Below are 25,388 nucleotides of genomic sequence, written 5' to 3'. Positions count from 1 at the left end.
TGCAGAGCCGGGGCCCATGCGGCGGCATTCTGGGTCCCGGCTCTGCGGAGCAGCGCTATGCGCTGCGCCGCGTCCGGGACAAGTGAATCAAGCCGTCGCCGCCTTCAGCAGCCTCTCCGCGGCCGCCCTCGCCTCGGCCGTGATCTCGGCGCCGGCGAGCATGCGAGCGATCTCCTCGCGGCGGTGTTCGGCGGCGAGCGCATTGACGCGGGTGGCGACGCGCTTGCCCTTGTCGAGGGCGTCCTTGGAGATGAGCAGATGCTGGTCGGCCCGCGCGGCAACCTGCGGGGCATGGGTCACGGCCATCACCTGCACCTTGCCGGCAAGCCGCGCCAGGCGCCCGCCGATGGCATCCGCGACCGCACCGCCGACGCCTGTGTCGATCTCGTCGAACACCAGCGTCGGCGCCGAGCCGCGATCGGACAGCACGACCTTGAGCGCCAGCAGGAAGCGCGACAGCTCGCCGCCGGAGGCGACCTTCATCAGCGGCCCCGGCTTGGTGCCCGGATTGGTCTGCACCCAGAACTCGACGCGGTCGAACCCTTGCGGGCCCGGAGTGGCTTCGTCGGTCTCGACCTGGGTCATGAATTTGGCGCGTTCGAGCTTGAGCGGGGCGAGCTCGGCATTGACGGCCTTGTTGAGCTTTTCCGCCGACTTCTGCCGCGCCAGCGACAGCTTCTTGGCGGCGGCCGCATAGCGGCTATCTGCCTCGATCGCGGCCTGCTCCAGCTTCTTCAACTGCGAGGCACCGGCGTCGATCAGCACCACATCGGCGGCGTATTTGGCGGCGAGCGCCGCGAGCTGGTCGACCGGGGTCGAATATTTGCGCGAGGCGGCACGCAGGGCGAACAGCCGCTCCTCGATGCGTTCGAGCTCGGCCGGGTCGAAGTCGGTCGCGGCCAGCGCGGCTTGGAGATGCTGGTCGGCTTCCTCCAGCGCGTTGATTGCGGCGTCGATCGCCTTCACCGCGGGCTCGACCAGCGCCGGCGAGTTGACGCCGCGGCGCTCAAGCCGGCGCACCGCCGCCGACAGGGCCGCGACCGGCGAATGGTTGCCGCACACCGCCTCCTCCGCCTCGCGCAAATCGGAGGCGATCTTCTCGCCCTGCATCATCGTGGTGCGACGCTGGGCCAGCGACGTCTCCTCGCCCTCCTTCGGCGCGAGCTGCTTCAGCTCGTCGGAGGCGTGGCGCAGATAGTCGGCCTCGCGCGCGGCGCGCTCCATGCCGGCGCGATGCTCTTCCAGAGCGGTATTGGCGGTACGGCGGGCGTCCCACAGCTCTTCGACCGCTGCGACGTCCTTCTCCAGGCCGGCAAAGGCGTCGAGCAGGCGGCGATGCGTGGCGGCATCGACCAGCGCGCGCTCGTCATGCTGGCCGTGGATCTCGACCAAGGCGGTGCCGACCGCCTTCAGCGTCTGCACGCTGATCGACTGGTCGTTGATGAAGGCGCGGGTGCGGCCGTCGGCGAGCTGGACCCGGCGCAGAATCATCTCGCAAGACTCTGCAACGCTCGCGTCGTCCAGCCCGTTCTCGGCCAGGATCTTCGTCGCGGGGTGATTCTTCGGGATATCGAAGACGGCGGTGACCTGCCCCTGCTCCGCGCCGTGGCGCACGAGGCCGGCATCGCCGCGGCCGCCGAGCGCCAGCGCAAAGGCATCGAGCAGAATGGATTTGCCCGCCCCGGTTTCGCCGGTCAAAACGGCAAGGCCGGTGGCGAATTCGATATCGAGCCGTTCGATCAGGACGATGTCACGGATCGACAGACGCGCCAGCATGGAACCCCAAAATTTCCTAGCCGAGGCCCATCTTCTTGAAGGTCTTGCTGATCCAGGACCCCTGATTCTCGCTCGGCTCGAGACCACCCGATTTTACAAGATTATAGGCGTCCTTGTACCAGCGGCTGTCAGGAAAATTGTGGCCGAGCACGGCGGCCGCGGTCTGCGCCTCGCCGACGATGCCGATCGCCATATAGGCTTCGGTCAGCCGGTAGAGCGCCTCCTCGACGTGGCGCGTGGTCTGGTACTGGGTGACGACGGCCTTGTAGCGGTTGATCGCGGCGGTGTAGTCGCGCTTCTGCATGTAGTAGCGGCCGACGTTCATTTCCTTGCCGGCGAGCTGGTCGCGGGCGCCCTCGATCTTGGCCTTGGCGGAGGTCGCATATTCGGACGTCGGATATTTGCGCACCACCTCTTCCAGCGAGGCGATCGCCTTCTCGGTGCGGCTCTGGTCGCGGCTGATGTCCGGGATCTGGTCGTAATGCGAGGCGGCGATCAGGTATTGCGCATAGGCCGCGTCCGGGCTGCCGGGATGCAGCGTGACGTAGCGGGTGGCGGCGCCGATGCAGCCGTCATAGTCGCCGCCCTGGTAGGAGGCGTAGGCCGACATCAGCAGCGATTTGCGGGCCCAATCGGAATAAGGATGCTGGCGGTCGACCTCCTCGAACTTCTTGTTCGCCGCCTTCATGTCCTTCTTCTCGTTCATGAGGTACAGGCCCTCATTGTAGATCTTGTCGGCGGGCTCCTCGACGAAGGTGTCGTCCTTGGCGGTGAACTTGTCCCAGAGGTCGCCGGTGCCGCAGCCGGCCAGCGGCAGCGCGAGCAGGACGAAGGTGACAGCCTGGAGCAGCCCACGGGCCGCAATCGAGGCCTTTGGCGAAATCGAAAGAGATCCGCGCGTCATACGCTGTGCCGACATGAGTTTTGCCCTGACGCCCTGTGATGCAGTGCCCGCCAGCCCATGAATCCCGTCATGGGCGCGAAATGGTGCGTGGTGCCTGCCATGCGACCACGCCGGTGTATCCAAAAACGATCCTTAACCGACCGGATAGGCAGGCATTTCGCCCGGATTAAGGCGAACATGCCGCAATGCTAGCCGATCATGGTTACCAGGAGTTTCCCGGGGCAGGTTGCCGTCATATGCCCGCGGCGGCTGGTCCCTTCAGGACACGTCCGGCCCGTAGGCCGCAGCGATCCGGCCGCCGACAATGCCGCGACCGACTTCGCCCACTGGACGGGTGGTGCGACGCACCGCCTCGCCCTCGACCACGCGCCAAGCGGTACGGTCGGCAAGCAGAGCGGTCAGGACGGCGTGGTTGAGCTTGTGGCCGCCACGGACCGAACGGTAGGCGCCAAGCAGCGGCAGGCCGGCCAGCGCGAGGTCACCGATCACGTCCAGCACCTTGTGACGGGCACATTCGTCGGCGTAGCGCAGGCCCTCGGTGTTGAGCAGCCGCTCCTCGTCGAACACGACGGTGTTGTCGAAGGAGGCGCCGAGGGCATAGCCCGCGCTCCAGAGCCGGGCGACGTCGCACATCAGACCGAAGGTCCGGGCACGGCCGATTTCGCGGCGGAAACGTTCCGGGTTGAGCTCGAGTGCGTAGCTCTGCTGGCCGATGACGGGATTGGTGAAGTCGATCTCGACCTCGGCGCGGAACCCGTTGGCATAGGGCCGGATCTCGCCGAAGGAGTCGCCGATCTTGGCCGAGATCGGCTTCAAAACCTGGATGAAGCGGCGCTGCGCGGACTGGGTGACGATGCCGGCCTGGTCGATGGCGGCAACGAAGGCCGCGGCGCTGCCGTCCATGATGGGCACTTCCGGCCCGTCGAGCTCGATCGTGGCGTTATCCACGCCCATGCCGCGCAGTGCAGCAAGCACATGCTCGGCGGTCGAGACGAGCGGACCGTTACGATCGCCGAGGACGGTGGCGAGGTCGGTCGCGATCACCTGATCGGCGGTCGCCTGAACTTCGCGGTCACTTCCCTCGAGGCCCGTGCGGACAAAAATAAAACCCGCGTCGATAGGCGCAGGCCCAAGCGTGAGAGTGACGGGAAGACCGGAATGAACGCCGACGCCGGCCACGGTGGCTTGCGCACGAAGCGTTGTTTGCCGGCTAAATTTCATCAGGAACCCGCCCCACTACGACCCATTGCGACTTATACTCGACCCAACCGATCGGCCTAGACCGTCGTGCGAATCCGTATCCCCAAGTCACGGCAAACCATAGTTGCTGCCTCAAACAGCGCCAACTCACGGTTTTTTACCGATTGTTACCCCAAACCTGCCGTATTCGCGCCAAGGCTTAACCAAATTGGGCCGAGGTTTTGGGCCGCTGCCGGCGGGTTCACTGAACCACCGAATACATAATTAATGATTTAAAATCAGTTGCTTGGCTATGCAATCCGGTCATTTCCGGGAGCAAAGGAAAGGTCCCGGCAAGCTTCTCGCCGGGACCTTTTTTCGTCTGCCTTATTGTAACAATCCTCAGGTCGCCTGCCGCCGCAGGAAAGCCGGGATATCAAGATGGTCGTCACCCTGTGGCGCCGGCGCAACAGGCGCGGGACGGCCATGCATGTCGAGGCCCTGCGGCGCGGGACGTCGGGCATACTCCGATACCGGCTCGCTAGCCGCGATCTGTTGCGCCACGGTCTTCTGCGCCCGGCGCTCGGGCAGCGGCGGCATGGCGGGACCGGCGGTGCGAGCGGCCACCGGCGGCTCGCTCTCCTCCTCGCGGCGGCCGAGGCCGACATTGGCAAGGCGCTGCAGCAGTGACAGGCGGCTCTTCTGCGGGGCCTCTTCTTCCACCTCACCGCGGGCCTGACGAAGCTCGGCCTGGGCCGGCATCGGCAGCTCGTCGATCCGCGGCATCCTCGGCGCACGGACCGGCGGACGCTCGGCCTGCGGGGGGATGAAGTTTTCCGGCGTCATCGGCTCCTGCATCGCGACCGGGGCCATGTCAGGCTCCGGGAACAGGGTCGGCTTCTGCGCGATCGGCCGCACGGTGACGTCGCCATAGGTCTGCGGCGCTGGCGCCTGCGGGACCTCAGCAACGGCAGCCGCGATGGCGGCGAGCGCCGCGCGCTCGACGTTCGGGCGCGGAGTAGCCGGAGCCGGAGCGGAGGCCGGGACCTGGGCTTCCAGCTTCTGGGCACGTTCGGCCAGACGCTGGTTATCAGCGCGCAGACGCGCGGTGAGGTCGGCGAGACGGCTCTCGGCGGCCGCGGCTGGAGCTGCGGGAGCCTGCTGCACCTGCGGCGCAGCGTTCGCGACCGGAGCGGAGGTCGCCTGGCTGTTGCGGGCGATCGCAGCCTGCTCGATGCCGGTGGCGACGACCGAGACGCGGATCAGGCCGTCGAGGGCTTCGTCGAAGGTGGCGCCGACGATGATGTTGGCGTCCTGGTCGACTTCCTCGCGGATGCGGGTCGCGGCCTCGTCGACCTCGAACAGGGTGAGGTCCTTGCCGCCGGTGATGGAGATCAGGAGGCCCTTGGCGCCCTTCATCGAGCTATCGTCGATCAGCGGGTTGGCGATCGCAGCTTCCGCGGCGGTCAGCGCGCGCTTGTCGCCGGAGGCTTCGCCGGTGCCCATCATCGCCTTGCCCATCTCACGCATCACGGCGCGGACGTCGGCGAAGTCGAGGTTGATCAGGCCTTCCTTGACCATCAGGTCGGTGATGCAGGCAACGCCCGAATAGAGCACCTGGTCGGCCATCGCGAAGGCGTCGGCGAAGGTGGTCTTCTCGTTGGCGACCCGGAACAGGTTCTGGTTCGGGATGATCAGGAGCGTATCGACGACCTTGTGCAGCTCGTTGATGCCGGCTTCGGCGGTGCGCATGCGGCGGCCGCCCTCGAAGTGGAACGGCTTGGTGACGACGCCCACGGTGAGGATGCCCATGTCGCGCGCGGTCTTGGCGATCACGGGTGCAGCGCCGGTGCCGGTGCCGCCGCCCATGCCGGCGGTGACGAACACCATGTTGGCGCCCGAGAGATGGTCGCGCAGTTCGTCGATCACCTCTTCCGCCGCAGCGGCGCCGACGTTCGGCTGCGAACCTGCGCCGAGGCCCTGCGTGACCGCCGTGCCCATCTGCACGATGCGCTGCGCCTTCGACATCGTCAGCGCCTGCGCGTCGGTGTTGGCGACCACGAAGTCGACGCCCTGCAGGCCCGCCGTGATCATGTTGTTGACGGCGTTGCCGCCGGCGCCGCCGACGCCGAACACGGTGATCCGGGGCTTCAGTTCGTGAATATCAGGAACATTGATGCTGATGGTCATGGTTGCCTCTCGATCACGCGCGCGTGGGTTCGCCCCGGCCGGCGGCCGCGGGAGTTGGTGAAAATGGGAAATTGCGGAAAGGAGTCATCAGAAGCCCTCGCGTAGCCATCGTCCCACCTTTCCGAAATAACCGCCGGTCCCTGTCCTGACCTGCTGCCGCGTATGCCGCGGTTCGACATGTTCCTGGTGAACATATTGCGGGTAGACGAGGAGGCCGGCCGGCACCGCGAACGCGGCGTTCTTCGCCTCGTTGGGCAGCCGGCCGAAGCCGAGGGGACGTCCGACCCGCACGGGCCGGCCGAGTATCTGTGTTCCGAGTTCGACGAGACCGGTCAGCTGCGAGGCACCACCCGAGAGCACGACGCGGCCGTTGGGCTCTGACGCGAACGGCGAATCCTTCAGCCTGTCCCGGACCATTTCGAAGATTTCCTCGGCACGGTGCTTGACGATATTGGCGATGGTGGCGCGGGAGACGATCTGCGGCAGATCCTGCTCGTCACCGGCTGTCGGCACAGACATCAGCTCACGCGAGTCCGATCCGCCGGTGATGACGGTCCCGTATAACGTCTTGATTCGCTCGGCATCGGCAATGGTCGCGGAGAGTCCGCGCGCAAGATCCATCGTGATGTGTTGCCCGCCGACCGCAAAACCGGCCGCATGCACGAAACGGCCGCCGGAATAGACCGCGATCGTGGTGGTGCCGGCGCCCATTTCGACGACGGCAGCGCCGAGATCGGCCTCGTCGTCGGTCAGCACCGACAATCCGGCGACATAGGGGCTCGCTGCCATGGCTTCGACATTGATGTGGCAGCGCTCCACCGCGAGCATCAGGTTCCGCGCCACGGTGGCATCGCAAGTGACGACGTTCATGTCGACGCCGAACTGGTGCGCGACCATGCCGCGAGGATCGCGGATGCCCTTGACGCCGTCGAGCGTGTAGCCAACCGGCAGCGCGTGCAGCACGGTGCGGCCCTCGCCGGTGGCGTGGCGCATGCCGGTGGAGGTGACGCGGCTGACGTCGGCGGGCGTCACGGCGCCGCCGCGGATGTCGGCGGCGGCTTCGACGAGCTGGCCGGAGAGCCGGCCGCCGGACACCGAGAGCAGCACGGACTCGACCCGCACCTTGGCCATCTTCTCCGCCAGCGCGACGGCCTGGCGCACCGCCTGCTCGCATTCACCGAGATCGATCACCGCGCCGGCCTTCATGCCGCGCGCCTGGATCTGGCTGTAGCCGATCAATTCCACCGCGTGGGTGCGACCGCGCAAGGCTTCGCTCGGCGCCGACGGCTTCAGCCGCGCGATCATGCAGGCGATCTTGCTGGTGCCGATATCGAGGCAGGCGACCAGACCGCCGCGCTTGTGCGGCATCTGGCGCGTCTTCGGCGTCTGGGTGCGATCAAGACCGGTCATGCAGCGTCCCCGGCCTTCTTTTTCTTCTTGTCCTTGAACTGCTCTTCGCGCGCCTTGGCGGCGTCGTCGGACAGCTGCACCACCAGCCGATCCGGCAGGCGCATGTCGACGGCGACGATGTCGCGGGAGAACAGCCGGTCTTCCTTGTCGAGCCTGGACAGCATCGCCAGCGCGTTGCCGACGTCCTGCTCGGGCAGGCGGATGTCGAGGCCGTCCTTCAGCCTCAGGTTCCAGCGCCGCTCGCCGACATAGACGGCGGCCTTGGTCACCGCATTGACCTGCGGATAGCGCGCCAGCAGCGCCAGGAAATCGCGGGCCTGGGTGTCGGCGCCCTTGCCGACCACGAGCGGCAGCGACAGGAAGCGGCGCGAGACGTAAGGCTCGAGCACGGCGCCATCATCGGCGATGACGGAGAGGCGGCCGGCCTCCTGCCAGAGCGCGAAGGCCTGGCGCTCGGTGATGTCGATCATCAGCCGACCCGGATAGAGCTTCAGCACCGTCGCATCCGCGATCCAGGGATTGGCCTTGAGCTTCTCGCGCACGACGTCGGCGTCGAGGAACAGCAGCGAGGAGCGGCCGCTGACGCCGCCGATCGCGAGGATCTCGTCCTGGGTCAGCTGCTTGCGGCCGTTGATCACCACGGAGGTGATGCGGAAGCCGGCGGAATTGGCCATGGCGTTGCGGGCGTCGCTGACCGCCGTGATGAAGTCCTGGAGATGGCCGCCCCTGACGATGCCGAAGCCGCAGCTCCCGATCAGCAGCAGCACGGTCATGGTGATCCCGACCCGGCGCGGCAGATAGCGCTCGACCAGCGCGACCACGCGCGGCGGCGGCTCGCGCTCGACGACGGCCTTGGCCCTGGCTTTGGTCTTGATCTTGGCGGCAGCGCGCTTCTCGTCACGCTTGTCCTGCACCCACTCGCGCAGAAGCACGACCGCTCCGATAGCGGCCGCCTTCAGGTCAGCTTGGGGCCTCAGCGATCTGAAAAGCGACCGGGTGAGGCTTCCTGCTCCATCCATTGCACGAGCTCGTCAACAGTTTGCCCGCGACATCGCGCGGATCCTGGCGAACATGACGTCTCGGTGCCGGGGCCGGGTGCTGGTCTTCAGCAGAAGAAGCCTCTCCCCTTCAAAGCGTTCGCTGGAGGGTGACATCACCCGCCACAGCTCACGCGCCGGCAGCCAAAGCGCCATATGCGCCGCCAGCGTTAACCTTCGGATGTCCTGGTAAACAAAAGGTAAAGTTCGTTAACGCCGGACGCTTTTTGCCCAGCCATGTGAGGCATTTATGCCGCGATGTCCGGCATTTTACCGGATTTGGGCCCCAAATCGGGCCGTTTCGCCCGCCCGGCCGTTAACCAGTCCTAACTATTTCCGCACGCCCCGCCCGGCGAGCTCGACCAGGCCGTGCAGGAAATCGACGAACGCGATGCCCTCCGCCTTCAGCGCCTTGGGGTAGAGCGACGACTTGGTCAGCCCGGGCAGCGTGTTGGTTTCGAGGTAGACAAGGCCCCTTTCCGAGACGATGAAGTCCGACCGGGAATACCCGGTGCAGGACATCGCCCGGTGCGCCAGCATCGCCTGCTCCTTGAGCGCGGCGGTGATCTCGGGGGCGAAACGACCGGGGCAGATCTCCTGGGTCGACTTCAATAGATATTTCGCGGCGTAGTCGAAATTGCCCTCGCCCGGAATGATCTCGATCGGCGGCAGCGCGATGATCGAGCCGTCGGCGCGCTCCAGCACGCCGCAGGTTGCCTCGACACCGGCGATGTAGGGCTCGATGACGTACTCCTCGTGCCTGGCCGCGTTGCGGACGGCGACGAGATCCTGCTTGGCGTTGACGAAGATCAGGCCGTAGCTCGAGCCGTCGCGCGCAGGCTTTGCGATCAGCCGGCCATATTCGGCGAAGGCCTCGTCGATGTCTTCGAGCGCAACGTTGGCCGGCGGCGTGACGCCGCCGAGCGCGGCGAAGCGCTTGGCCGCGATCTTGTCGAAGGCGAGATGCGAGGAGGCCGAGCCCGAGCCGGTGAACGGCACGCCGCGCGCCTCGCACATCACCTGCAATTCGCCGTTCTCCGCGCTTCCTCCATGCAGGCCGAGCACCAGCACGCGATCTTCCGCCTTGGCCCGGTCGAGCGCCTGCGCGAGCGGAATGCCTGATGTGCCGGGTTTGAACTCGTCCTCGAACGGGCGGGCATGTTCGAGCAGCTGCTTGGACTGCACCACATGCACCTTGTCCTCGACGTCCCACCACCAGAGGTCAGCCTCCGGCAGCGCCTGATGCAACGCCTGCGCCGAGGCGACCGAAACCAGACGCTCGCGGTTGGAGCCGCCGAAGAGGATGGTGATGCGCATGTCTTCAGTTACCTATCCAGTTGTCATTCCGGGGCGATGCGCAGCATCGAACCCGGAATCTCGAGATTCTCAGGTGCGCAATTGCGCACCATAGTTGCGCTTCGCGCCCCCGGAATGACACTCACGCGGGAATCCCGATCCGCTTGATTTCCCAGTGCAGCTCAATTCCCGAATTCGCCTTCACTCGCTCGCGCACGGTCTCGCCGAGCGTCTCGATGTCGTGGGCGGTGGCATCGCCGGTGTTGATCAGGAAATTGCAATGCATCTCCGACACCTGCGCGCCGCCGACGCGCAGGCCACGGCAGCCGGCGGCATCGACCAGCTTCCAGGCCGAATGGCCGGGCGGATTCTTGAAGGTCGAGCCGCCGGTCTTTTCGCGGATCGGCTGCGCGCTCTCGCGGTGGCTCTGCACCTCCGCCATGCGCGCGCGGATTGCATCAGTATCCCTGATCTCGCCGCGAAAACGCGCGGAGGTGAAGATGATGGAGGGATCGACGCCGCTGTTGCGATAGACGAACTTCATGTCGGCGTTGGAGAACACGTGCTTCGTGCCGTCGCGCCCGACGCCGCGCGCTTCGATCAGCACGTCCTTGGTCTCCCCGCCATTGGCGCCCGCATTCATGCGCAGCGCGCCGCCGATCGTGCCGGGAATGCCGAAATAGAATTCGAGCCCGCCGATATTGGCGCTTGCTGCCACCTCAGCCACGCGCTTGTCGAGCGCGGCAGTGCCTGCGGTGACGATGTCGCCGCTCGCGGTCGCCTCGCCGAAGGCGCGCGGTGCCAGCCGGATCACGACGCCGGCAATGCCGCCATCGCGCACGATCAGATTGGAGCCGACGCCGATGACATAGACGGGGATGTCGGAAGCAAGATGCGCGAGGAAGTAGGCGAGATCGTCCTCGTCCGCCGGCGTGAACAGCACCTGTGCGGGGCCGCCGACGCGAAACCAGGTGAGCTCGGCCAGCGACTGGTTGGCGAGCAGCCGGCCGCGAAGTTCGGGCATCGCGGCTTTGAGTGAAGGTGTGATGTCGGGGAAGCTCACCGCCCTACCCCAGCGCCTTCAATTCGCCGGGCAGTGCATACGCCCATTGCGTGATGTTGCCGGCGCCAAGGCACACGACGAGATCGCCGGATTTCGCCAGTCCCTTGACGATGCCGGCGAGCTCTGTTGCTGCCGGCAGCGGGATCACCTCGCGATGACCATGCGCGCGCAGGCCCGCAACGAAATGATCGCGGTCGATGCCTTCGATCGGCGCTTCGCCGGCGGCATAGACCTCGGCGACGACAACCGCATCGGCGTCGTTGAAGCAGGTGCAGAATTCCTCGAACAGCGACTGCAAGCGGGTGTAGCGATGCGGCTGCACCACGGCGATCACCTTGCCGGTGTAGGAATCGCGCGCCGCTTTCAGCACCGCTGCAATCTCCACGGGGTGATGGCCGTAATCATCGATCACGGTGACGCCGTTCCATTCGCCGGTCTTGGTGAAGCGGCGCTTGACGCCGCCGAAGCCTGCGATCGCCTTGCGGATCGCCTCGTCCGAGACACCGAGCGCGTGAGCGACTGCAATCGCAGCCGTCGCATTCGAGGCGTTGTGCCGACCCGGCATCGGCAGCGCGAGGTCGGCGATCTCATGCGTAGCGCCGGTCTTGCGGTCGCGGATCACGACCTTGAACTTCGAGCCGCCACCACCCGCGGTGAGATCGACCAGCCGCGCATCGGCCTGCGGATTCTCGCCGTAGGTGATGATACGCCGGTCCTCGATCTTGCCGACGAGGCTCTGCACCACGGGATGGTCGATGCACATCACGGCAAAGCCGTAGAACGGCAGGTTCTCGACGAAATGGCGGAACGCGTCCTGCACGGCCTCGAATGTCTTGAAGTGGTCGAGATGCTCGGGATCGACATTGGTGACGATCGCGACATCGGTCGGCAGCTTCAGGAACGTGCCGTCGCTCTCGTCGGCCTCCACCACCATCCAGTCGCCGGCACCTAACCGCGCGTTGGAGCCGTAGGCATTGATGATGCCGCCGTTGATCACGGTGGGGTCGAGCCCGCCGGCATCGAGCAGCGTTGCGACCATCGTGGTCGTCGTGGTCTTGCCGTGGGTGCCGGCGATGGCGACGCAGCTCTTCAGCCGCATCAGCTCGGCCAGCATCTCGGCGCGGCGCACCACGGGAATGCGGCGTTCGCGCGCCGCCATCAGTTCCGGATTGTCGCGCTTGATCGCGGTGGAGACCACGACGACCTCGGCACCGTCGACATTCTCGGCCTTGTGGCCGACCGAAACCTTCGCGCCCTTCGTGCGCAGGCGGTCGAGATTGTAGTTGTCGGAAGCGTCGGAGCCCTGCACGGCGTAACCGAGATTGACCAGCACCTCGGCGATGCCGCTCATGCCGATCCCGCCGATCCCGACGAAGTGGATGGGTCCGATCTCGCGCGGCAGTCTCATGCTCTGTTCCCTGACCTTGCCGCCGGAAAGGCGGCATCTGGCGAAGGTCACGGCCAAATCAGCCGCGCGCCCTTCCTACTGGATGCCCCGCTTTGGAAGGCCATGACAAGGGCTTTTTCGCGTCAGAGTCCCGCGATCTTGACCACCAGATCGGCCAGCCGCTCGGCGGCATCGAGCCGCCCCGCCCCCTTCGCGGCCGCAGCCATCGCGGCAAGGCGTGCCGGTTCGGCGGCGAAAGCGGAGATTTCGGCGGCGAGGCGGTCGGAGGTGAACTCGGTCTGCGGGATGCGGATCGCACCGTCGACCTTGGCCAGCACGCCGGCATTGGCGAACTGATCCTGGTCGATCGAGCCCGGCAGCGGCACCAGGATCGAGGGCCGTCCGATTGCGGCAAGCTCGGCGACGGTGCCGGCGCCGGAGCGCGACACGATCAGATGATTGGAGGCGAGCCGCGCCGGTAAATCGGTGAAGAACGGCGCGAGCTCGAACTTGATCTTGAGCTTGTCGTACACCGCGCGGACACGCGCCGTGTCCTCTTCGCGCACCTGCTGGGTCAGGATGAGGCGGCTCCACAGCGCTGGCTTGAGTCGCTCGATCGCGCCCGGGACGATGTCGGCCATGATGCGCGCGCCCTGGCTGCCGCCGACGACGAGCAGGCGCAGCGGACCGTTGGTTTCCGGCGCAGTGTATTGCACGGCAGCCGCCGCGAGGATCGCGGGCCGCATCGGTGTGCCGACCGTCGTGGTCTTGCCTGACAGCGCCGGATCGCGATCGAGCACGCCGGGCAAGGATGTCGCGATGGCACGGACGCGGCTCGACAGGAACCGGTTGGCGCGACCGAGCACCGCATTGGCGTCGTGGATGATGCCGGGGACGCCTGCGAATTTTGCGGCGACCAGCGGCGGCAGCGTCGGATAGCCGCCGAAGCCGACGACGGCGGCCGGCTTCAATCGCTTGATCAGGCCGTAGGCCGACAGCGTGCCGAGGGCGAGCGTGAGGCCGGCATAGGCGAGCTGCAACGGATTGCGGCCACGCGCGGTCTCGCTTCTGACGACGTCGATCATGTCCTTGCTGAACAGCCCGCTATAGCGCAGCGCGCGCTCGTCGGTGACGAGGCGGACGCGAAAGCCACGCCGGATCAGCTCGACGCCGAGCGCCTCGGCCGGAAACAGATGGCCGCCGGTGCCGCCCGCGGCGAGAAGAATCAGGGGGGAGGTGTCCATAAGCGCCCTTTTACAAGGCCTTTGCCGTCATTGCGAGCGCAGCGAAGCAATCCAGACTGTCCCCGCGGAGGGATTCTGGATTGCTTCGCTGCGCTCGCAATGACGAAGACTACGCGTAACTCCGCATCGCCTCGGCATGGCCGCTGGCCTCGACCTCGGTGCGCGGGCGCAGCCGCGTCAGCGCCAGCATCATGCCGACGCCATAGGCGAGCGAGACGATCGAGGAACCGCCATAGGAGATGAACGGCAGCGTCATGCCCTTGGCGGGGATGAGCTGCAGGTTCACCGACATGTTGATCGCCGCCTGCACGCCGAACAGGATCGCTAACCCAGAGGCCGCGAAGCGCGAGAACATGTCCTCATTGGCATAGGCGCGCGACAGCGTGCGGATGACGACGAAGGCGAACAGCGCCAGCATGGCCAGGCACAGGACGATGCCGAACTCTTCGGCGGCGACCGCGAACACGAAGTCGGTGTGGCTGTCCGGCAGGCTGCGCTTGGCGATGCCCTCGCCCGGCCCGAGGCCGAGCCAGCCACCGTTGTAGAAGGCCTCCATGGCGGTATCGACCTGGAAGGTGTCGCCCGAGGCCGGGTTCATGAAGCGCTTGATGCGGCCCGCGACGTGCGGGACGAACAGGTAGGCGCTGAACAGTCCGGCCGCGGCGGCGCCTGCAAGCCCGAACACCCAGATCATGCGCATGCCCGCGATGAAGAACAGCGAGCCCCACACCATCAGGATCAGCATGGTCTGGCCGAAATCCGGCTCCATCACCAGCAGCGAGACCAGCATCAACAGCAGCACCAGCGCCATCGAGGTCGCCGGCATCTCCGGCCGCTTGGTCGATTCCGCGAACAGCCAGGCCGCGATGACGACGAAGGACGGCTTTGCGATTTCGGAGGCCTGGATGTTGACGCCGAGCAGCGTGATCCAGCGCCGCGAGCCCTTCACCTCGGGGCCGATCGCGAGCGTCACCACGATCAGGATGATGCTGACGGTGAAGATCATCAGCGCCGAGCGGCGGATTGCGCGCGGCGACAGGAAGGACACCCCGAGCAGCACCAGGCAGGACGGGAGGAGGAACATCACGTGGCGGCTGAAGAAGTGGAAAGGATCGAGCCCGATGCGGGTCGCAACCGGCGGGCTCGCCGCCAACGACAGGATCACGCCGGTGAGCATCAGCGCCAGGATGGCGCCCATCAGCGGCTTGTCGACGGTCCACCACCACTCGGAAAAGGGGGTGCGTTCTTCACGGGAGAGCATGGGCGGCCGCTTTCGGACAGAGGTCCGTCCATTGGTCGCCGAGGTTGGTTACCGGGGGGTTAATGGGATCGGTAACTTTTGAGGGAAGAGTTCGTGCCGGACTACGGCCCAGATGCCCTGACGAACCGATACGGCACGCCGCCAAAGGCGAGGGTCAGCACGCCATCCTCGGGGAACGAGAATTCGGTGCGTTCAACTTGTGGCGCCGAGGGCTGGTCGGTGACAATCGTCGAGCCCTCTACTCGGTATCGAAGATTGATGATCTGACGCTTGCCCTGCTCGCGAATGGTGTAGCGCAGCCCGCCATTCTCATCGAACTCGAGCAGGACATCTCCCAAGCGGGCCAGCGCCACCTTGTCGGTGTCGTCTATCAGCCAGGCGCCCAGCAAGCTCATACGTCATTCCACCCGGGGCGTTAATGTCGGCGTATTCACACCACCGGCTTCACACCCGGCAGCGTCTGCACCAGCTCGCGGAACTTCGCACCGCGGATCTCGAAGTTGCGGTACTGGTCGAAAGAGGCGCAGGCCGGCGACAGCAGCACGACGGCGTCGGCGAGGCCGGAACGTTCCGCATCGCGCGCGGCGTGCTCCACCGCAACGTCCAGCGTCTGGCTGATCTCGTGGGGCACTTGTCCCAGCGTGCCCGAAAATTCCTGCGCGGCCTCGCCGATCAGATAGGCCTTGCGGATGCGCGGGAAGAAACCGGTCAGGCTGGTGATGCCGCCTGCCTTTGGTTTGCCGCCGGCGATCCAGAAGATGTCGGCAAAGGACGACACCGCATGCGCGGTGGCGTCCGCGTTGGTGCCCTTGGAGTCGTTGACGAACAGCACGTTGCCGCGGCGCCCGACCTGCTCCATGCGATGCGCAAGGCCCGGAAAGCTGCGCAGGCCGTTCTGCAGCACATCGAGGCTAATACCCATCGCGAGTGCAGCCGCAGCAGCGCAGGCCGCATTCTGCGCATTGTGCAGGCCGCGCAGCGAGCCGATGCCGCCGAGCGCGGCGACCTCGCTGCGGGCGCCGCCCGAGGCGCGCACGATATTGCCGTGCTCGAAGTAAATGCCTGTGGCGAGGGGATTCTTGACCGAGATGCGCACCACGTTCTTGCCGGCGCGGTCGAGCCGGTCGGCGACATCGCGGCAATAGCCGTCGTCGACACCGACGATCGATGTGCCGCCCGCCTGCACGCCCGCGACAAGGCGCTCCTTCACGGCGGCGTAGCGCTCGATGGTGCCATGCCGGTCGATATGGTCTTCGCTGACATTGAGCAAAATGCCGACGGAGGGATCGAGCGAGGGCGTGAGGTCGATCTGGTAGGACGACATCTCGATGACGTGGACGCGGCCCATGCGCGGCGGCTCCAGCGACAGGATCGCGGTGCCGATATTGCCGCCCATCTGGGTGTCGTAGCCCGCGACCTTCGTGAGATGTGCGATCAGCGCCGTCGTGGTCGACTTGCCGTTGGTGCCGGTGATGGCGACGAACGGCGCGTCCGGCGCGTGGCGCCGCCGCTCGCGGCAGAACAGCTCGATGTCGCCGATCACCTCACAGCCTGCCTCGCGCGCCTTCAGCACGCTCCAGTGCGGCACCGGATGGGTGAGCGGAACGCCGGGCGCGAGCACGAGGGCGGCGAAATTGGCCCAGGAGACATTGCGCAGATCCGCGGTGATGAAACCGGCCTGCGCGGCCTTGGCGACGTTCTCGGCATTGTCGTCGGCGGCGACCACCTCGGCACCGCCCGCCTTCAGCGCATGGCAGGAGGCGAGCCCCGAGCCGCCGAGGCCGAACACCGCGACTGTCTTGCCGGCGAAGGATGTGACGGGGATCATGCTTGGGCCCCTGTCATTCCGGGGCTCGCGAAGCGAGAACCCGGAATCTCGAGATTCCGGGTTCGACGCTGACGCGTCGCCCCGGAATGACAGCAAAATTGGATTACGGCGACCACCATCAGCGCAGCTTCAGCGTCGACAGGCCGGCGAGCGCCAGCATCACCGAGATGATCCAGAACCGGATCACGATCTGCGGCTCGGTCCAGCCGAGCTGCTCGAAATGGTGATGGATCGGCGCCATGCGGAAGATGCGCTTGCCCGTCAGCTTGAACGAGACCACCTGCACGATGACGGAAACCGCCTCCAGCACGAACAGGCCGCCGATCACCGCGAGCACGATCTCATGCTTTACCGCGACCGCGATCGCGCCCAGCATGCCGCCGAGCGCGAGCGAGCCGGTGTCGCCCATGAAGATCGAGGCCGGCGGCGCGTTGAACCAGAGGAAGCCGAGGCCCGCCCCTAACAGCGCGCCGCAGAGCACCGCGAGCTCGCCGGTGCCGGCGACATATTTGATCTGCAGATAATCGGCGAACACGGCGTTGCCGGCGAGATAGGCGATCATCGCAAAGCTCGCGGTCGCGATCATCACGGGCACGATTGCGAGGCCATCGAGGCCGTCGGTGAGGTTCACCGCATTGCCGGCGCCGACGATGACGAAGGCACCGAAGACGACGAAGAACCAGCCGAAATGCAGCACGGTGTCCTTCAGGAAGGGGATCGTCAGCGCGGTCGATGCGGGATCGCGGTTCAGCCGCACCAGCGCATAGCAGGCGACCAGCGCGATCGCCGCCTCGATCAGCAGGCGAAGCTTGCCGCCGAACCCGGTCGTGGTCTGCTTGGTCACCTTGAGGTAGTCGTCATAGAAGCCGACAAAGCCGAAGCCGAGCGTCACGGCGAGCACGATCCAGACATAGGGATTGAGCGGATTGGCCCACAACACGGTGCCGACCGTGAGGCCGGACAGGATCATCAGGCCGCCCATGGTAGGCGTGCCCTTCTTGCTCAGATGTGACTGCGGGCCGTCGGTGCGGATCGGCTGGCCCTTGCCCTGGCGGATGCGTAAGTGGTCGATGATCCAGGGCCCGAACAGGAACACGAACAGCGCGCCGGTGACGATGGCGCCGCCGGTGCGGAAGGTGATGTAGCGGAAAACGTTCAGGAGGGTGCGAAACGCACCCAGACTCGGAAATGTATTCGAGAGTTCGATCAGCCAGTAAAACATTCAGACGGTCCTATGGCGCCTTTCGCACGCGGTCTTGGCCCTTGGCCTCACCATGCCTTACGCGCATTCGCTTCATCATGGGTCGGGCGACCTCTGGGACAAATAATGGCTTGGTGCCGCAAACGGTGGGATTGGGAACAGCGCCTTCCAAGCAGTTTACGCCTTTGCCTGCAAGGCGGCCACTAGGCCCGGCACAAACTTGTTGACCCAGAACATCTTCTTGCTGCCCTTGACAACCACGACATCGCCTGCCTCCAGCAGGTTCGCGACCTCACCCGGCTTCAGCGTGGCGGGATCGTCGTGCCAGCCGAGGCCCTTGCCAGCCGGCAGAACGTCATAGAGGTGGCGCATCAGGGGGCCGACGCAGTAGACGCCGTCGATGCCTTCGAGATGCCTGGTGAGGCCGGTGTGGTAGCTCGGTGCGTCATCGCCCAGCTCCAGCATGTCGCCGAGCACCGCAATGCGGCGACCGCCGGTCATGTGGCGCGCCTGCAGGCTCTGCAGCGCCGCAGCAACGCTGGCCGGATTGCCGTTGAAGCTGTCGTCGATCACGGTGACGCCGCCGACCGCCTGCTCGACGCCGCGGCCGGTCATGATGCCGACCCGGTCGAGCTTGATCGCGAGCGTCGCCGCATCGAGGTTTGCGGCACGGATCGAGGCGAGCGCGGCAAGCGCATTCTGGACGCGGTGCGGCGCGCCCGGCGTCAGGCTGAAGGCGATCTCCTTCTTGCCGATCATGGCCACGACCTGCCAGCTCTCGCCGTGCGGCGCGTGCGCGACCTCGTGCACCTCGGCATGCTCGCCGAAGCGCACTACCTTGCCCTTCCACTCCGACGCCTTGATCCCGGCGGGCAGCACCAACACGCCGTCCTCGGGCAGGCCGACGGCAATCGACACCTTCTCGCGCCTGATGGCTTCGAGCGAGCCGAGCTTTTCCAGATGCACGGGCTGGACGTTGACGACCAGCGCGACGGTCGGCCGCGTGAGTTCGCTCAGCCGCGCGATTTCGCCGGTCTGGTTCATGCCCATCTCGACGACCCAGAGGCTGGCATCTGCCTTCGCATTGCACAGCGTCAGCGGCACGCCCCAGAAATTGTTGAAGCTCGACGGGCTCGCATAGGCGTCGGGATAGGCCGCCAGGAATTCCTTGGTGCTGGTCTTGCCGGCGCTGCCGGTGAGCCCGATCACCGGCCCATGGAAGCGCGCGCGTGCCGCGCGCGCGAGGCCCCAGAGACCGTCGATCAGCGTGTCCTTCACGACGATCTGGGGGATGCGGATGCCCGCGATCTCGTGCGGCACGATCATCGCAACCGCGCCTGCGGCTTCCGCCTTGTCCGCGAACTCCCAGCCGTCGCGCGCGCTGGCGAAGGCCGAGATGAAGCCGCCACTCGGCGTGCCGCTGAGGGCGACGAACAGGCTGCCCGGCTTTACCAGCCGACTGTCCTGGGTGACGAAGTCGATCGGCGTATCAGGAAATGATCCGGCTACGCCAAGCGCACGCGCGACCTCGGCAACCGTCCAAATTGGCGCGCTCATGCAATCCTCGACGCTAGTGCGGCGGCGACCGCCTCGTGATCACTGAAGGGCAGCACTTCGCTGCCGACGATCTGCCCGGTCTCATGTCCCTTGCCGGCGATGAGCAGCGCATCGCCGTCTTCCAGTTCCTCGATCGCGACGCGAATGGCCTCGGCGCGGTCACCGATCTCTCGGGCGCCCTTCGCAGCGGCGAGGATCGCAGCGCGGATCACTTCCGGCTTCTCGCTGCGCGGATTGTCGTCGGTGATGATGACGCCGTCGGCGTTCTCGGCCGCGATCCCGCCCATGATCGGGCGCTTGCCGGCATCGCGATCGCCGCCGGCGCCGAACACGACGATCAGCCTGCGCTTCGCATAAGGCCGCAGTGCCTGCAGCGCCTTCGCCAGCGCGTCGGGCTTGTGCGCGTAGTCGACGAAGATCGGCGCGCCGTTGCGCTCGCCGACGCGTTCAAGCCGGCCCTTGGCGCCTTCGAGATACTCGAGGCTGGCAAATACCTTTGCGGCATCGCTGCCGGTGCCGATGGCAAGACCGGCCGACACCAGCGCATTCTCGATCTGGAACTCACCGACCAGCGGCAGCCGGATCGCGTAGCTCTTGCCGCGATGCTCGACCGTCAGCTTTTGCGAGAAACCTTCGACGACGGCCTCGGTGAGACGAATGCCCTCGCCTGCTCCATCGCCATTGCGTCCGACCGCCACCACGCGCAGCCCGCGCGACTTCGCGGCATCGATCGCTTCCGCCGAGCAATCGTGATCCGCCGAGATCACGGCAGCACCGCCCGGTGGGATCAGCTCGCGGAACAGGCGGAGCTTTGCGGCGAGGTAATGCGCGACGGTCGGATGGTAGTCCATGTGGTCGCGCGAGAGATTGGTGAAGCCGCCGGCGGAGACGCGCACGCCGTCGAGACGATATTGGTCGAGCCCGTGCGAGGACGCCTCGAAGGCGAGATGCGTGACGCCTTCGCGCGCGATCTCATCCAACTGCCGGTGCAGAGCGATCGGATCCGGCGTCGTCAGCGAGCCGTAGACCGTGCGTTTCGGCGACACGAGACCGATGGTTCCGATGCTGGCCGAGGCGTGCCCGAGCCGCTCCCATATCTGCCGCGTGAACGCGGCGACCGAGGTCTTGCCGCTGGTGCCGGTCACCGCGGCGATGGTCGCGGGCTGCGACGGGAAGAATCTTGCCGCGGCCAGCGCCAGCGCGCGGCGCGGATTGGCCACCGCGATGAACGGCACCTTGCAGACGGCCGGCGCGTGCTCTCCGGCCACGGCGACCGCGCCAGCCGCAATCGCGGCATCGATGAAGCGGGCGCCGTCGGTCTTGCTGCCCGCGAGCGCAAAGAACAGATCGCCCGGCCTGACCAGGCGGCTGTCGAGCGCAACGCCGGTCACCTCGAGCGCCGCGACAGCGGGCTCGACTGCGGCATCATTGCCCAAAACATCCTGACCTAGGAGGTCGCGCAGCTTCATGGTGTTCCAGTCGACATGCCGCGCCGGGGAAGCCGAATCGTCAGGAAAAGCCGAATCAGCACCGGCGACGGCCACCCCGGTTGATTACTGGGTTGTCCTGGATGCTGCAAGAATAAGGCGCTCGGACGGCGGCAGGTCGAACCGCGGCTCGACGCCCAGAAGCGGCGCGATCCGCTCGATGACCTTGCCCCCGGTCGGTACCGCGTTCCAGCCCGAGGTGATGAAACCCTTGGTTTCCGGAATCGCCTGCGGCTCGTCCAGCATCACCAGGATCTGATATTTCGGATCGTCGCAGGGCATGATCGCGGTGAAGGAGTTGAGCACGCGCTTCTTGGCGTAGCGGCCGTTGATGACCTTTTCGGACGTGCCGGTCTTGCCGCCGACATAATAGCCCTTGACGTCGGCGGTCTTGGCGGTGCCGATCTCGGCATTGAGCCGCATCAGGAACCGCATCTTGTCGCTGGTCTCGGTCTTGATCACGCGCTTGGCCATCGCGGCCGCTTCGGATTCGCTACGCTTCATGAAGGTCGGCGGAATCAGATAGCCGCCGTTCACCAGCGCGTTGATGCCCATCACCGCCTGCAGCGGCGCCACCGACATGCCCTGGCCGAACGCGATGGTCACCGTGTTCAATTCGCCCCAGCGGCGCGGGATCAGAGGCGCTGCGCTCTCCGGCAGCTCGGTGCGCAGCCGCGTCAACTGCCCCATCTTGGCGAGGAACGCCTTGTGCGCCTCGACGCCCTGGCCGAGCGCGATCCGCGCGGCTCCGATGTTGGAGGAGAAGGTGAACACTTCCTTGGTGTTGATGAAACGTCCGAGCGGGTGGCTGTCGTGGATGGTGAACTTGCCGTAGTGCAGGTTTCCGCGCGCATCCCACGACGAGTTCAGGTTGATCTTTCCGGAGTCGAGCGCCATCGCCAGCGTGAACGCCTTGAAGGTCGAGCCCATCTCGTAGACGCCTGTGGTCAGGCGGTTGATACGATCGGGATCGTGCGCTTCCTTCGGATTGTTCGGGTCGAAATCCGGGAGGGACACCATCGCCACGATCTCGCCGGTCTTGACGTTGGAGACGATGCCGGAGGCAGCCTTGGCGTGGAACTTGTCCTTGGCCTTGAGCAGCTCGTCACGCAGCGCGTGCTCGACGCGCAGGTCGATCGACAGCTCGATCGGCTTTTGCAGCCGGTCGGTGGCGAAGCCGGCGCGGTGGAGATCGGCGAGGCCCTGATTGTCGAGCCACTTCTCCATGCCGGCGATGCCCTGGTTGTCGATGTTGACGAGACCGATGAGGTGGGCGACCTCGTTGCCGGTCGGATAGACGCGCTTGTTCTCGCGCAGGAAGCCGATGCCGGGAATGCCGAGCTTGTGGATGTCCTGCTGCTGCTTCGCCGTGACCTCGCGCTTCAGCCAGACGAAGCCCTTGCGCGTCTTCAGGCGCTCGCGCACCTCGGCCTCGTCGAGGTCGGGCACGGTGGCGGTCAGAAGCTCGATCGCCTCGTCCTTGTCGATGATGCGGCGCGGCTCGCCGAACAGGCTCGAGGCCTTGACGTCGGTGGCGAGGATGGCGCCGTTGCGGTCGACGATGTCGGGCCGCGCGGTCGCGACCACCTCCTGCGACGCCGCACGGCGCGCACTGTGCGCGTCGGCGCCGATCGCGAACATCACGAGCCGGCCCCCGATCAGGGCATAGACCGACGCGAAGGCGAGCATGGCGAGGCCGACGCGGGCGCGCGCCTTGGCCGCGCGGTCGACATTGCGCCCGTAGAGCAGGCTGCGGATCAGCCGCTGCCGCCAAGGCTCGGTCGGCTTTTCCGTGGGCTTTGCAGGCGTTGCCGGGCTCATTGCTTGTCCTCGGGCTGAGGCACGGAGCCCGTCACGGTGTCGGGATCGCTCGCGGCTTCGATGGTGTTGAGCATGGCGCCGATCGGGTCGGGCTCGCCGGGCCTGAACATCCGCGGCGGACGCTCAGGCAGATTCTTCAGCGAGTCATATTGCGTGCCGTTGACCGGCTTGAGCGGCAGATGCCGCTCGGACAAGCCTTGCAGGCGCAGGGGCGCATCGAGCTTGGCCCATTCGGAGCGCAGCGCGGCGATCGCGTCGCGCTGCTCGCGGATCTCCGCATGCAGCCGCAGCACCTTCTCGGTGCGCGCGGTGGAGTCCATCTTGATCCGGTAGACATAGGCCGCCGCGAAGATCAGCGCGCCGATGACGAGGAGGTGGATGATGCGCATGCGCTAGCCTCCCCTCATCACGTCGGAGAGTTTTGGCCAGGACGATTGCTCGTCGTCGCCATGCGCAGGCGCATTGGTGCGCTCGGCGGCACGCAGCTTGGCGGAACGCGCGCGCGGATTGTTCGCGACTTCTGCTTCGCCGGCAACCACGGGGCGCCGGGTCAGCAGCTGGAAGCTCGGCGCAGCCTGCGCCACCTCCGGCAGATGCCGCGAGCCGCCGCCAGTCTTCGAGCGCTCGGAGAGGAAATTCTTGACGATGCGGTCTTCCAGCGAATGGAACGAGACGACGACGAGACGGCCGCCGGGCCTGAGCACGCGCTCGGCCGCCGCGAGCGCGGTCTGGAGTTCGTCGAGCTCTTCGTTGACGAAGATGCGCAGGGCCTGGAACGTCCGCGTTGCGGGATGGATGTCGCCGGGCTTGGAGCGCACGATCCTGCCGATGAGATCGGCGAGCGCGCGCGTGGTCGTGAACGGGGTCTCCTGCCGGTCGGCGACGATGGCGCGCGCGATGCGGCGCGACTGCCGCTCCTCACCGAAGAGATAAATGATGTCGGCGAGATCGCCTTCCGAGGCACGCGCGACCACATCGGCCGCGGTCGGTCCCGCCTGCCCCATGCGCATGTCGAGCGGGCCGTCGAGGCGGAACGAGAAGCCGCGGCCGGCCTGATCGAGCTGCATCGAGGACACGCCGACATCCATCACGATGCCGTCCACGCCATCGATGCCTTGCGCCGCGCAAACTTCGGCGAGATTGGAGAAGCGGTCCTCGACCAGCGTCAGCCTGCCCGCGGCGCGCGCGACCAGCTCGGCCCCGCCTGCAATCGCGGTGCGGTCGCGATCGATGGCGATCAGCCGGGTTCCCGGCACGTCGAGGATGGCGCGGCTGTAGCCGCCGGCGCCGAAGGTGGCGTCGACATAGATGCCGCCCGCGCGCGGGGCGAGATGTTCGATCGCCTCGCGGCCGAGCACGGGAATGTGAGGAGCGGTGCTCATGCGCCACGCCTGCCGAACGACCATGACAGATCGGGGGCGAACCAGCCCATAACGCCTCGAATGATTCCGCGTCGCGGCGGTTCCACGACCAAGTCCCAGTCCAACATGGTTACCGAGCCCGATCGTCCCGGGCCGCAAACCCAGAGTTCCCAGTGGAATTTGTCGGGCAGCCATGGGATTTCGAGCCAAAATACGCTTTGGCCGCCTCCGGACGCGGGTCGGCTCTTCATCTCTCAGTAACGGCCCTTAGCGTTAAGAAAGCGTTGATCGGCTCGTTACAAGTCGAAAAGGTGAGGCGATGGTGATGCCTCATCCACACACCCTGTCTAAAATGCATCCGTTAACCGCGTCGCGCGATTGCGCACAGCGGAGGGTAAAGGAATAGTAAAGAGAAGGGCTTGGCCCACTCTCCTGTCCGACTTGAGCTGCTTATGTCGTCCGGTTCGCCGTCTGGAACTGATTCGAAGCGTCAACGCGTTCTCCCGGTTCCCAAGGCCGCGGCGAACATGCGGACGTTCGAGCCGGATTCCTCGATCGTCTCGGACATCATCCCCTCGCCGAACTATGGCGAGCGCAACAAGGGGCGGCAGGTGGACATGATCGTGCTGCACTACACCGGCATGCCCGACGTCGAGGGTGCGTTGGCGCGGCTGTGCACGGCGGGCACGGAAGTGTCGGCGCATTACGTCGTGCTGGAGGACGGCCGCATCGTGCAATGCGTTCCCGAGGCCAAGCGCGCCTGGCACGCCGGCGTCTCGTCCTGGGCCGGCGAGGACGACGTCAATTCCTGCTCGATCGGCATCGAGATCGTCAATCGCGGCCACGACTGGGGCTATCCGGAGTTTCCGCTGCGCCAGATCGCGGCCGTGATCGCGCTGTGCCGCGGCATCATACTCCGCCGCAAGGTACCTGCGCACCGGGTGCTCGGCCATTCCGACGTCGCCCCCGCGCGCAAGAAGGATCCCGGCGAAAAGTTTCCGTGGCATTCGCTGGCCAATTCCGGCGTCGGTCACTGGGTGACGCCCGCACCGGTCGTGCGCGGCGAGAGCCTGATGCTCGGCACCATCAGCGACGCGGTGCTGAGCATGCAGCAGGCGCTCGCCAGATACGGCTACGGCGTTCCCCTCACCGGCAAATACGACGCCGCGACCATGGAGGTCATCACCGCCTTCCAGCGCCATTTCCGCCCGGCGCGGCTCGACGGTGTTGCGGATCACTCCACGCTGTCGACATTGCAGGCGCTATTGGCGAGCCTGCCGGCGGATGGGACGCCGGTCGCGTCGAAGTGACGGCGCCAGCCGTCATTCCGGGGCGCACGAAGTGCGAACCCGGAATCTCGAGATTCCGGGTTCGATGCTTCGCATC

20 protein-coding genes are annotated in these 25,388 nt (G+C 66.3%); 1 reads left to right on the top strand and 19 read right to left on the bottom strand.

From position 1 onward, the window contains the following. Positions 1-87: 87 nt before the first annotated feature. The 19 genes from recN to rsmH form a co-directional block, all read right to left on the bottom strand. The gene (gene recN, locus JQ592_RS25325; protein ID WP_211405497.1) at positions 88-1,776 is read right to left on the bottom strand and encodes a DNA repair protein RecN; all 1,689 of its coding nucleotides are present in this window, start codon (positions 1,774-1,776) and stop codon (positions 88-90) included. A 16-nt stretch (positions 1,777-1,792) separates the two neighbouring features. Next, positions 1,793-2,695: an outer membrane protein assembly factor BamD gene (locus tag JQ592_RS25320; RefSeq protein WP_211405496.1), complete on the bottom strand. Its 903-nt coding sequence runs from the start codon at positions 2,693-2,695 to the stop codon at positions 1,793-1,795. Positions 2,696-2,938: 243 nt separating this feature from the next. Next, entirely contained in the window at positions 2,939-3,901 is a 963-nt protein-coding gene (lpxC, locus tag JQ592_RS25315) for a UDP-3-O-acyl-N-acetylglucosamine deacetylase (protein WP_211405495.1), read from the bottom strand. Between the two features lie 360 nt (positions 3,902-4,261). Further along, the gene (gene ftsZ, locus JQ592_RS25310) at positions 4,262-6,049 is read right to left on the bottom strand and encodes a cell division protein FtsZ (RefSeq protein ID WP_211405494.1); all 1,788 of its coding nucleotides are present in this window, start codon (positions 6,047-6,049) and stop codon (positions 4,262-4,264) included. A gap of 87 nt (positions 6,050-6,136) precedes the next feature. Continuing rightward, entirely contained in the window at positions 6,137-7,459 is a 1,323-nt protein-coding gene (ftsA, locus tag JQ592_RS25305; RefSeq protein ID WP_183241735.1) for a cell division protein FtsA, read from the bottom strand. Further along, positions 7,456-8,478, bottom strand: a complete 1,023-nt coding sequence (locus JQ592_RS25300) for a cell division protein FtsQ/DivIB (RefSeq protein ID WP_211405493.1) — start codon at positions 8,476-8,478, stop codon at positions 7,456-7,458. Before JQ592_RS25300 ends, ftsA begins: the two co-directional genes overlap by 4 nt. Before the next feature lie 348 nt (positions 8,479-8,826). Beyond that, a complete protein-coding gene (locus JQ592_RS25295) occupies positions 8,827-9,813 on the bottom strand; it encodes a D-alanine--D-alanine ligase family protein (protein ID WP_211405492.1) in 987 nt (328 codons plus the stop codon). A 121-nt stretch (positions 9,814-9,934) separates the two neighbouring features. Beyond that, a complete protein-coding gene (gene murB / locus JQ592_RS25290) occupies positions 9,935-10,855 on the bottom strand; it encodes a UDP-N-acetylmuramate dehydrogenase (protein WP_211405491.1) in 921 nt (306 codons plus the stop codon). A 4-nt stretch (positions 10,856-10,859) separates the two neighbouring features. Further along, a complete protein-coding gene (gene murC / locus JQ592_RS25285) occupies positions 10,860-12,263 on the bottom strand; it encodes a UDP-N-acetylmuramate--L-alanine ligase (protein ID WP_211405490.1) in 1,404 nt (467 codons plus the stop codon). A 122-nt stretch (positions 12,264-12,385) separates the two neighbouring features. After that, entirely contained in the window at positions 12,386-13,486 is a 1,101-nt protein-coding gene (murG, locus tag JQ592_RS25280; RefSeq protein ID WP_211405489.1) for an undecaprenyldiphospho-muramoylpentapeptide beta-N-acetylglucosaminyltransferase, read from the bottom strand. 109 nt (positions 13,487-13,595) lie between these two features. Beyond that, positions 13,596-14,747: a putative lipid II flippase FtsW gene (gene ftsW, locus JQ592_RS25275; protein WP_211405488.1), complete on the bottom strand. Its 1,152-nt coding sequence runs from the start codon at positions 14,745-14,747 to the stop codon at positions 13,596-13,598. Between the two features lie 101 nt (positions 14,748-14,848). Beyond that, positions 14,849-15,142, bottom strand: coding sequence for a hypothetical protein (locus JQ592_RS25270; protein WP_211405487.1), 294 nt, complete (start codon positions 15,140-15,142; stop codon positions 14,849-14,851). Positions 15,143-15,177: 35 nt separating this feature from the next. Then, the gene (murD, locus tag JQ592_RS25265; RefSeq protein ID WP_211405486.1) at positions 15,178-16,575 is read right to left on the bottom strand and encodes a UDP-N-acetylmuramoyl-L-alanine--D-glutamate ligase; all 1,398 of its coding nucleotides are present in this window, start codon (positions 16,573-16,575) and stop codon (positions 15,178-15,180) included. 118 nt (positions 16,576-16,693) lie between these two features. Further along, entirely contained in the window at positions 16,694-17,797 is a 1,104-nt protein-coding gene (gene mraY / locus JQ592_RS25260; RefSeq protein WP_211405485.1) for a phospho-N-acetylmuramoyl-pentapeptide-transferase, read from the bottom strand. A gap of 156 nt (positions 17,798-17,953) precedes the next feature. Then, on the bottom strand, positions 17,954-19,333 hold the full coding sequence (locus tag JQ592_RS25255; protein ID WP_211405484.1) for a UDP-N-acetylmuramoyl-tripeptide--D-alanyl-D-alanine ligase: 1,380 nt from the start codon (positions 19,331-19,333) through the stop codon (positions 17,954-17,956). Continuing rightward, positions 19,330-20,802: a UDP-N-acetylmuramoyl-L-alanyl-D-glutamate--2,6-diaminopimelate ligase gene (locus JQ592_RS25250; RefSeq protein ID WP_211405483.1), complete on the bottom strand. Its 1,473-nt coding sequence runs from the start codon at positions 20,800-20,802 to the stop codon at positions 19,330-19,332. Before JQ592_RS25250 ends, JQ592_RS25255 begins: the two co-directional genes overlap by 4 nt. 84 nt (positions 20,803-20,886) lie before the next feature. Then, positions 20,887-22,641, bottom strand: a complete 1,755-nt coding sequence (locus JQ592_RS25245; protein ID WP_211405482.1) for a peptidoglycan D,D-transpeptidase FtsI family protein — start codon at positions 22,639-22,641, stop codon at positions 20,887-20,889. Continuing rightward, a complete protein-coding gene (ftsL, locus tag JQ592_RS25240) occupies positions 22,638-23,030 on the bottom strand; it encodes a cell division protein FtsL (protein ID WP_063689346.1) in 393 nt (130 codons plus the stop codon). Before ftsL ends, JQ592_RS25245 begins: the two co-directional genes overlap by 4 nt. Positions 23,031-23,033: 3 nt before the next feature. Continuing rightward, positions 23,034-24,023, bottom strand: a complete 990-nt coding sequence (rsmH, locus tag JQ592_RS25235; protein ID WP_211405481.1) for a 16S rRNA (cytosine(1402)-N(4))-methyltransferase RsmH — start codon at positions 24,021-24,023, stop codon at positions 23,034-23,036. 506 nt (positions 24,024-24,529) lie between these two features. Between rsmH and JQ592_RS25230 the strand changes: the two genes are divergently transcribed. Next, complete coding sequence (locus JQ592_RS25230; RefSeq protein WP_211405480.1) at positions 24,530-25,312, top strand: N-acetylmuramoyl-L-alanine amidase; 783 nt, start codon at positions 24,530-24,532, stop codon at positions 25,310-25,312. Positions 25,313-25,388: the final 76 nt, after the last annotated feature.

The sequence above is a fragment of the Bradyrhizobium iriomotense genome (assembly GCF_018129405.1).
Lineage (GTDB): Bacteria > Pseudomonadota > Alphaproteobacteria > Rhizobiales > Xanthobacteraceae > Bradyrhizobium > Bradyrhizobium iriomotense_B.
The sequence above is the reverse complement of the archived record's forward strand: the minus strand, read 5'-3'. Positions and strand labels throughout refer to the sequence as shown.

Excerpts from the sequence above, each read along its gene's own strand:
- ftsA (WP_183241735.1), bottom strand. The coding sequence starts at position 7,459 with ATGACCGGTCTTGATCGCACCCAGACGCCGAAGACGCGCCAGATGCCG.
- murC (WP_211405490.1), bottom strand. The coding sequence starts at position 12,263 with ATGAGACTGCCGCGCGAGATCGGACCCATCCACTTCGTCGGGATCGGC.
- JQ592_RS25270 (WP_211405487.1), bottom strand. The coding sequence starts at position 15,142 with ATGAGCTTGCTGGGCGCCTGGCTGATAGACGACACCGACAAGGTGGCG.
- JQ592_RS25320 (WP_211405496.1), bottom strand. The coding sequence starts at position 2,695 with ATGTCGGCACAGCGTATGACGCGCGGATCTCTTTCGATTTCGCCAAAG.
- lpxC (WP_211405495.1), bottom strand. The coding sequence starts at position 3,901 with ATGAAATTTAGCCGGCAAACAACGCTTCGTGCGCAAGCCACCGTGGCC.
- ftsL (WP_063689346.1), bottom strand. The coding sequence starts at position 23,030 with ATGCGCATCATCCACCTCCTCGTCATCGGCGCGCTGATCTTCGCGGCG.
- murD (WP_211405486.1), bottom strand. The coding sequence starts at position 16,575 with ATGATCCCCGTCACATCCTTCGCCGGCAAGACAGTCGCGGTGTTCGGC.
- JQ592_RS25245 (WP_211405482.1), bottom strand. The coding sequence starts at position 22,641 with ATGAGCCCGGCAACGCCTGCAAAGCCCACGGAAAAGCCGACCGAGCCT.
- ftsW (WP_211405488.1), bottom strand. The coding sequence starts at position 14,747 with ATGCTCTCCCGTGAAGAACGCACCCCCTTTTCCGAGTGGTGGTGGACC.
- mraY (WP_211405485.1), bottom strand. The coding sequence starts at position 17,797 with ATGTTTTACTGGCTGATCGAACTCTCGAATACATTTCCGAGTCTGGGT.
- JQ592_RS25255 (WP_211405484.1), bottom strand. The coding sequence starts at position 19,333 with ATGAGCGCGCCAATTTGGACGGTTGCCGAGGTCGCGCGTGCGCTTGGC.
- JQ592_RS25295 (WP_211405492.1), bottom strand. The coding sequence starts at position 9,813 with ATGCGCATCACCATCCTCTTCGGCGGCTCCAACCGCGAGCGTCTGGTT.
- JQ592_RS25300 (WP_211405493.1), bottom strand. The coding sequence starts at position 8,478 with ATGGATGGAGCAGGAAGCCTCACCCGGTCGCTTTTCAGATCGCTGAGG.
- recN (WP_211405497.1), bottom strand. The coding sequence starts at position 1,776 with ATGCTGGCGCGTCTGTCGATCCGTGACATCGTCCTGATCGAACGGCTC.
- JQ592_RS25250 (WP_211405483.1), bottom strand. The coding sequence starts at position 20,802 with ATGAAGCTGCGCGACCTCCTAGGTCAGGATGTTTTGGGCAATGATGCC.
- JQ592_RS25230 (WP_211405480.1), top strand. The coding sequence starts at position 24,530 with ATGCGGACGTTCGAGCCGGATTCCTCGATCGTCTCGGACATCATCCCC.
- ftsZ (WP_211405494.1), bottom strand. The coding sequence starts at position 6,049 with ATGACCATCAGCATCAATGTTCCTGATATTCACGAACTGAAGCCCCGG.
- rsmH (WP_211405481.1), bottom strand. The coding sequence starts at position 24,023 with ATGAGCACCGCTCCTCACATTCCCGTGCTCGGCCGCGAGGCGATCGAA.
- murG (WP_211405489.1), bottom strand. The coding sequence starts at position 13,486 with ATGGACACCTCCCCCCTGATTCTTCTCGCCGCGGGCGGCACCGGCGGC.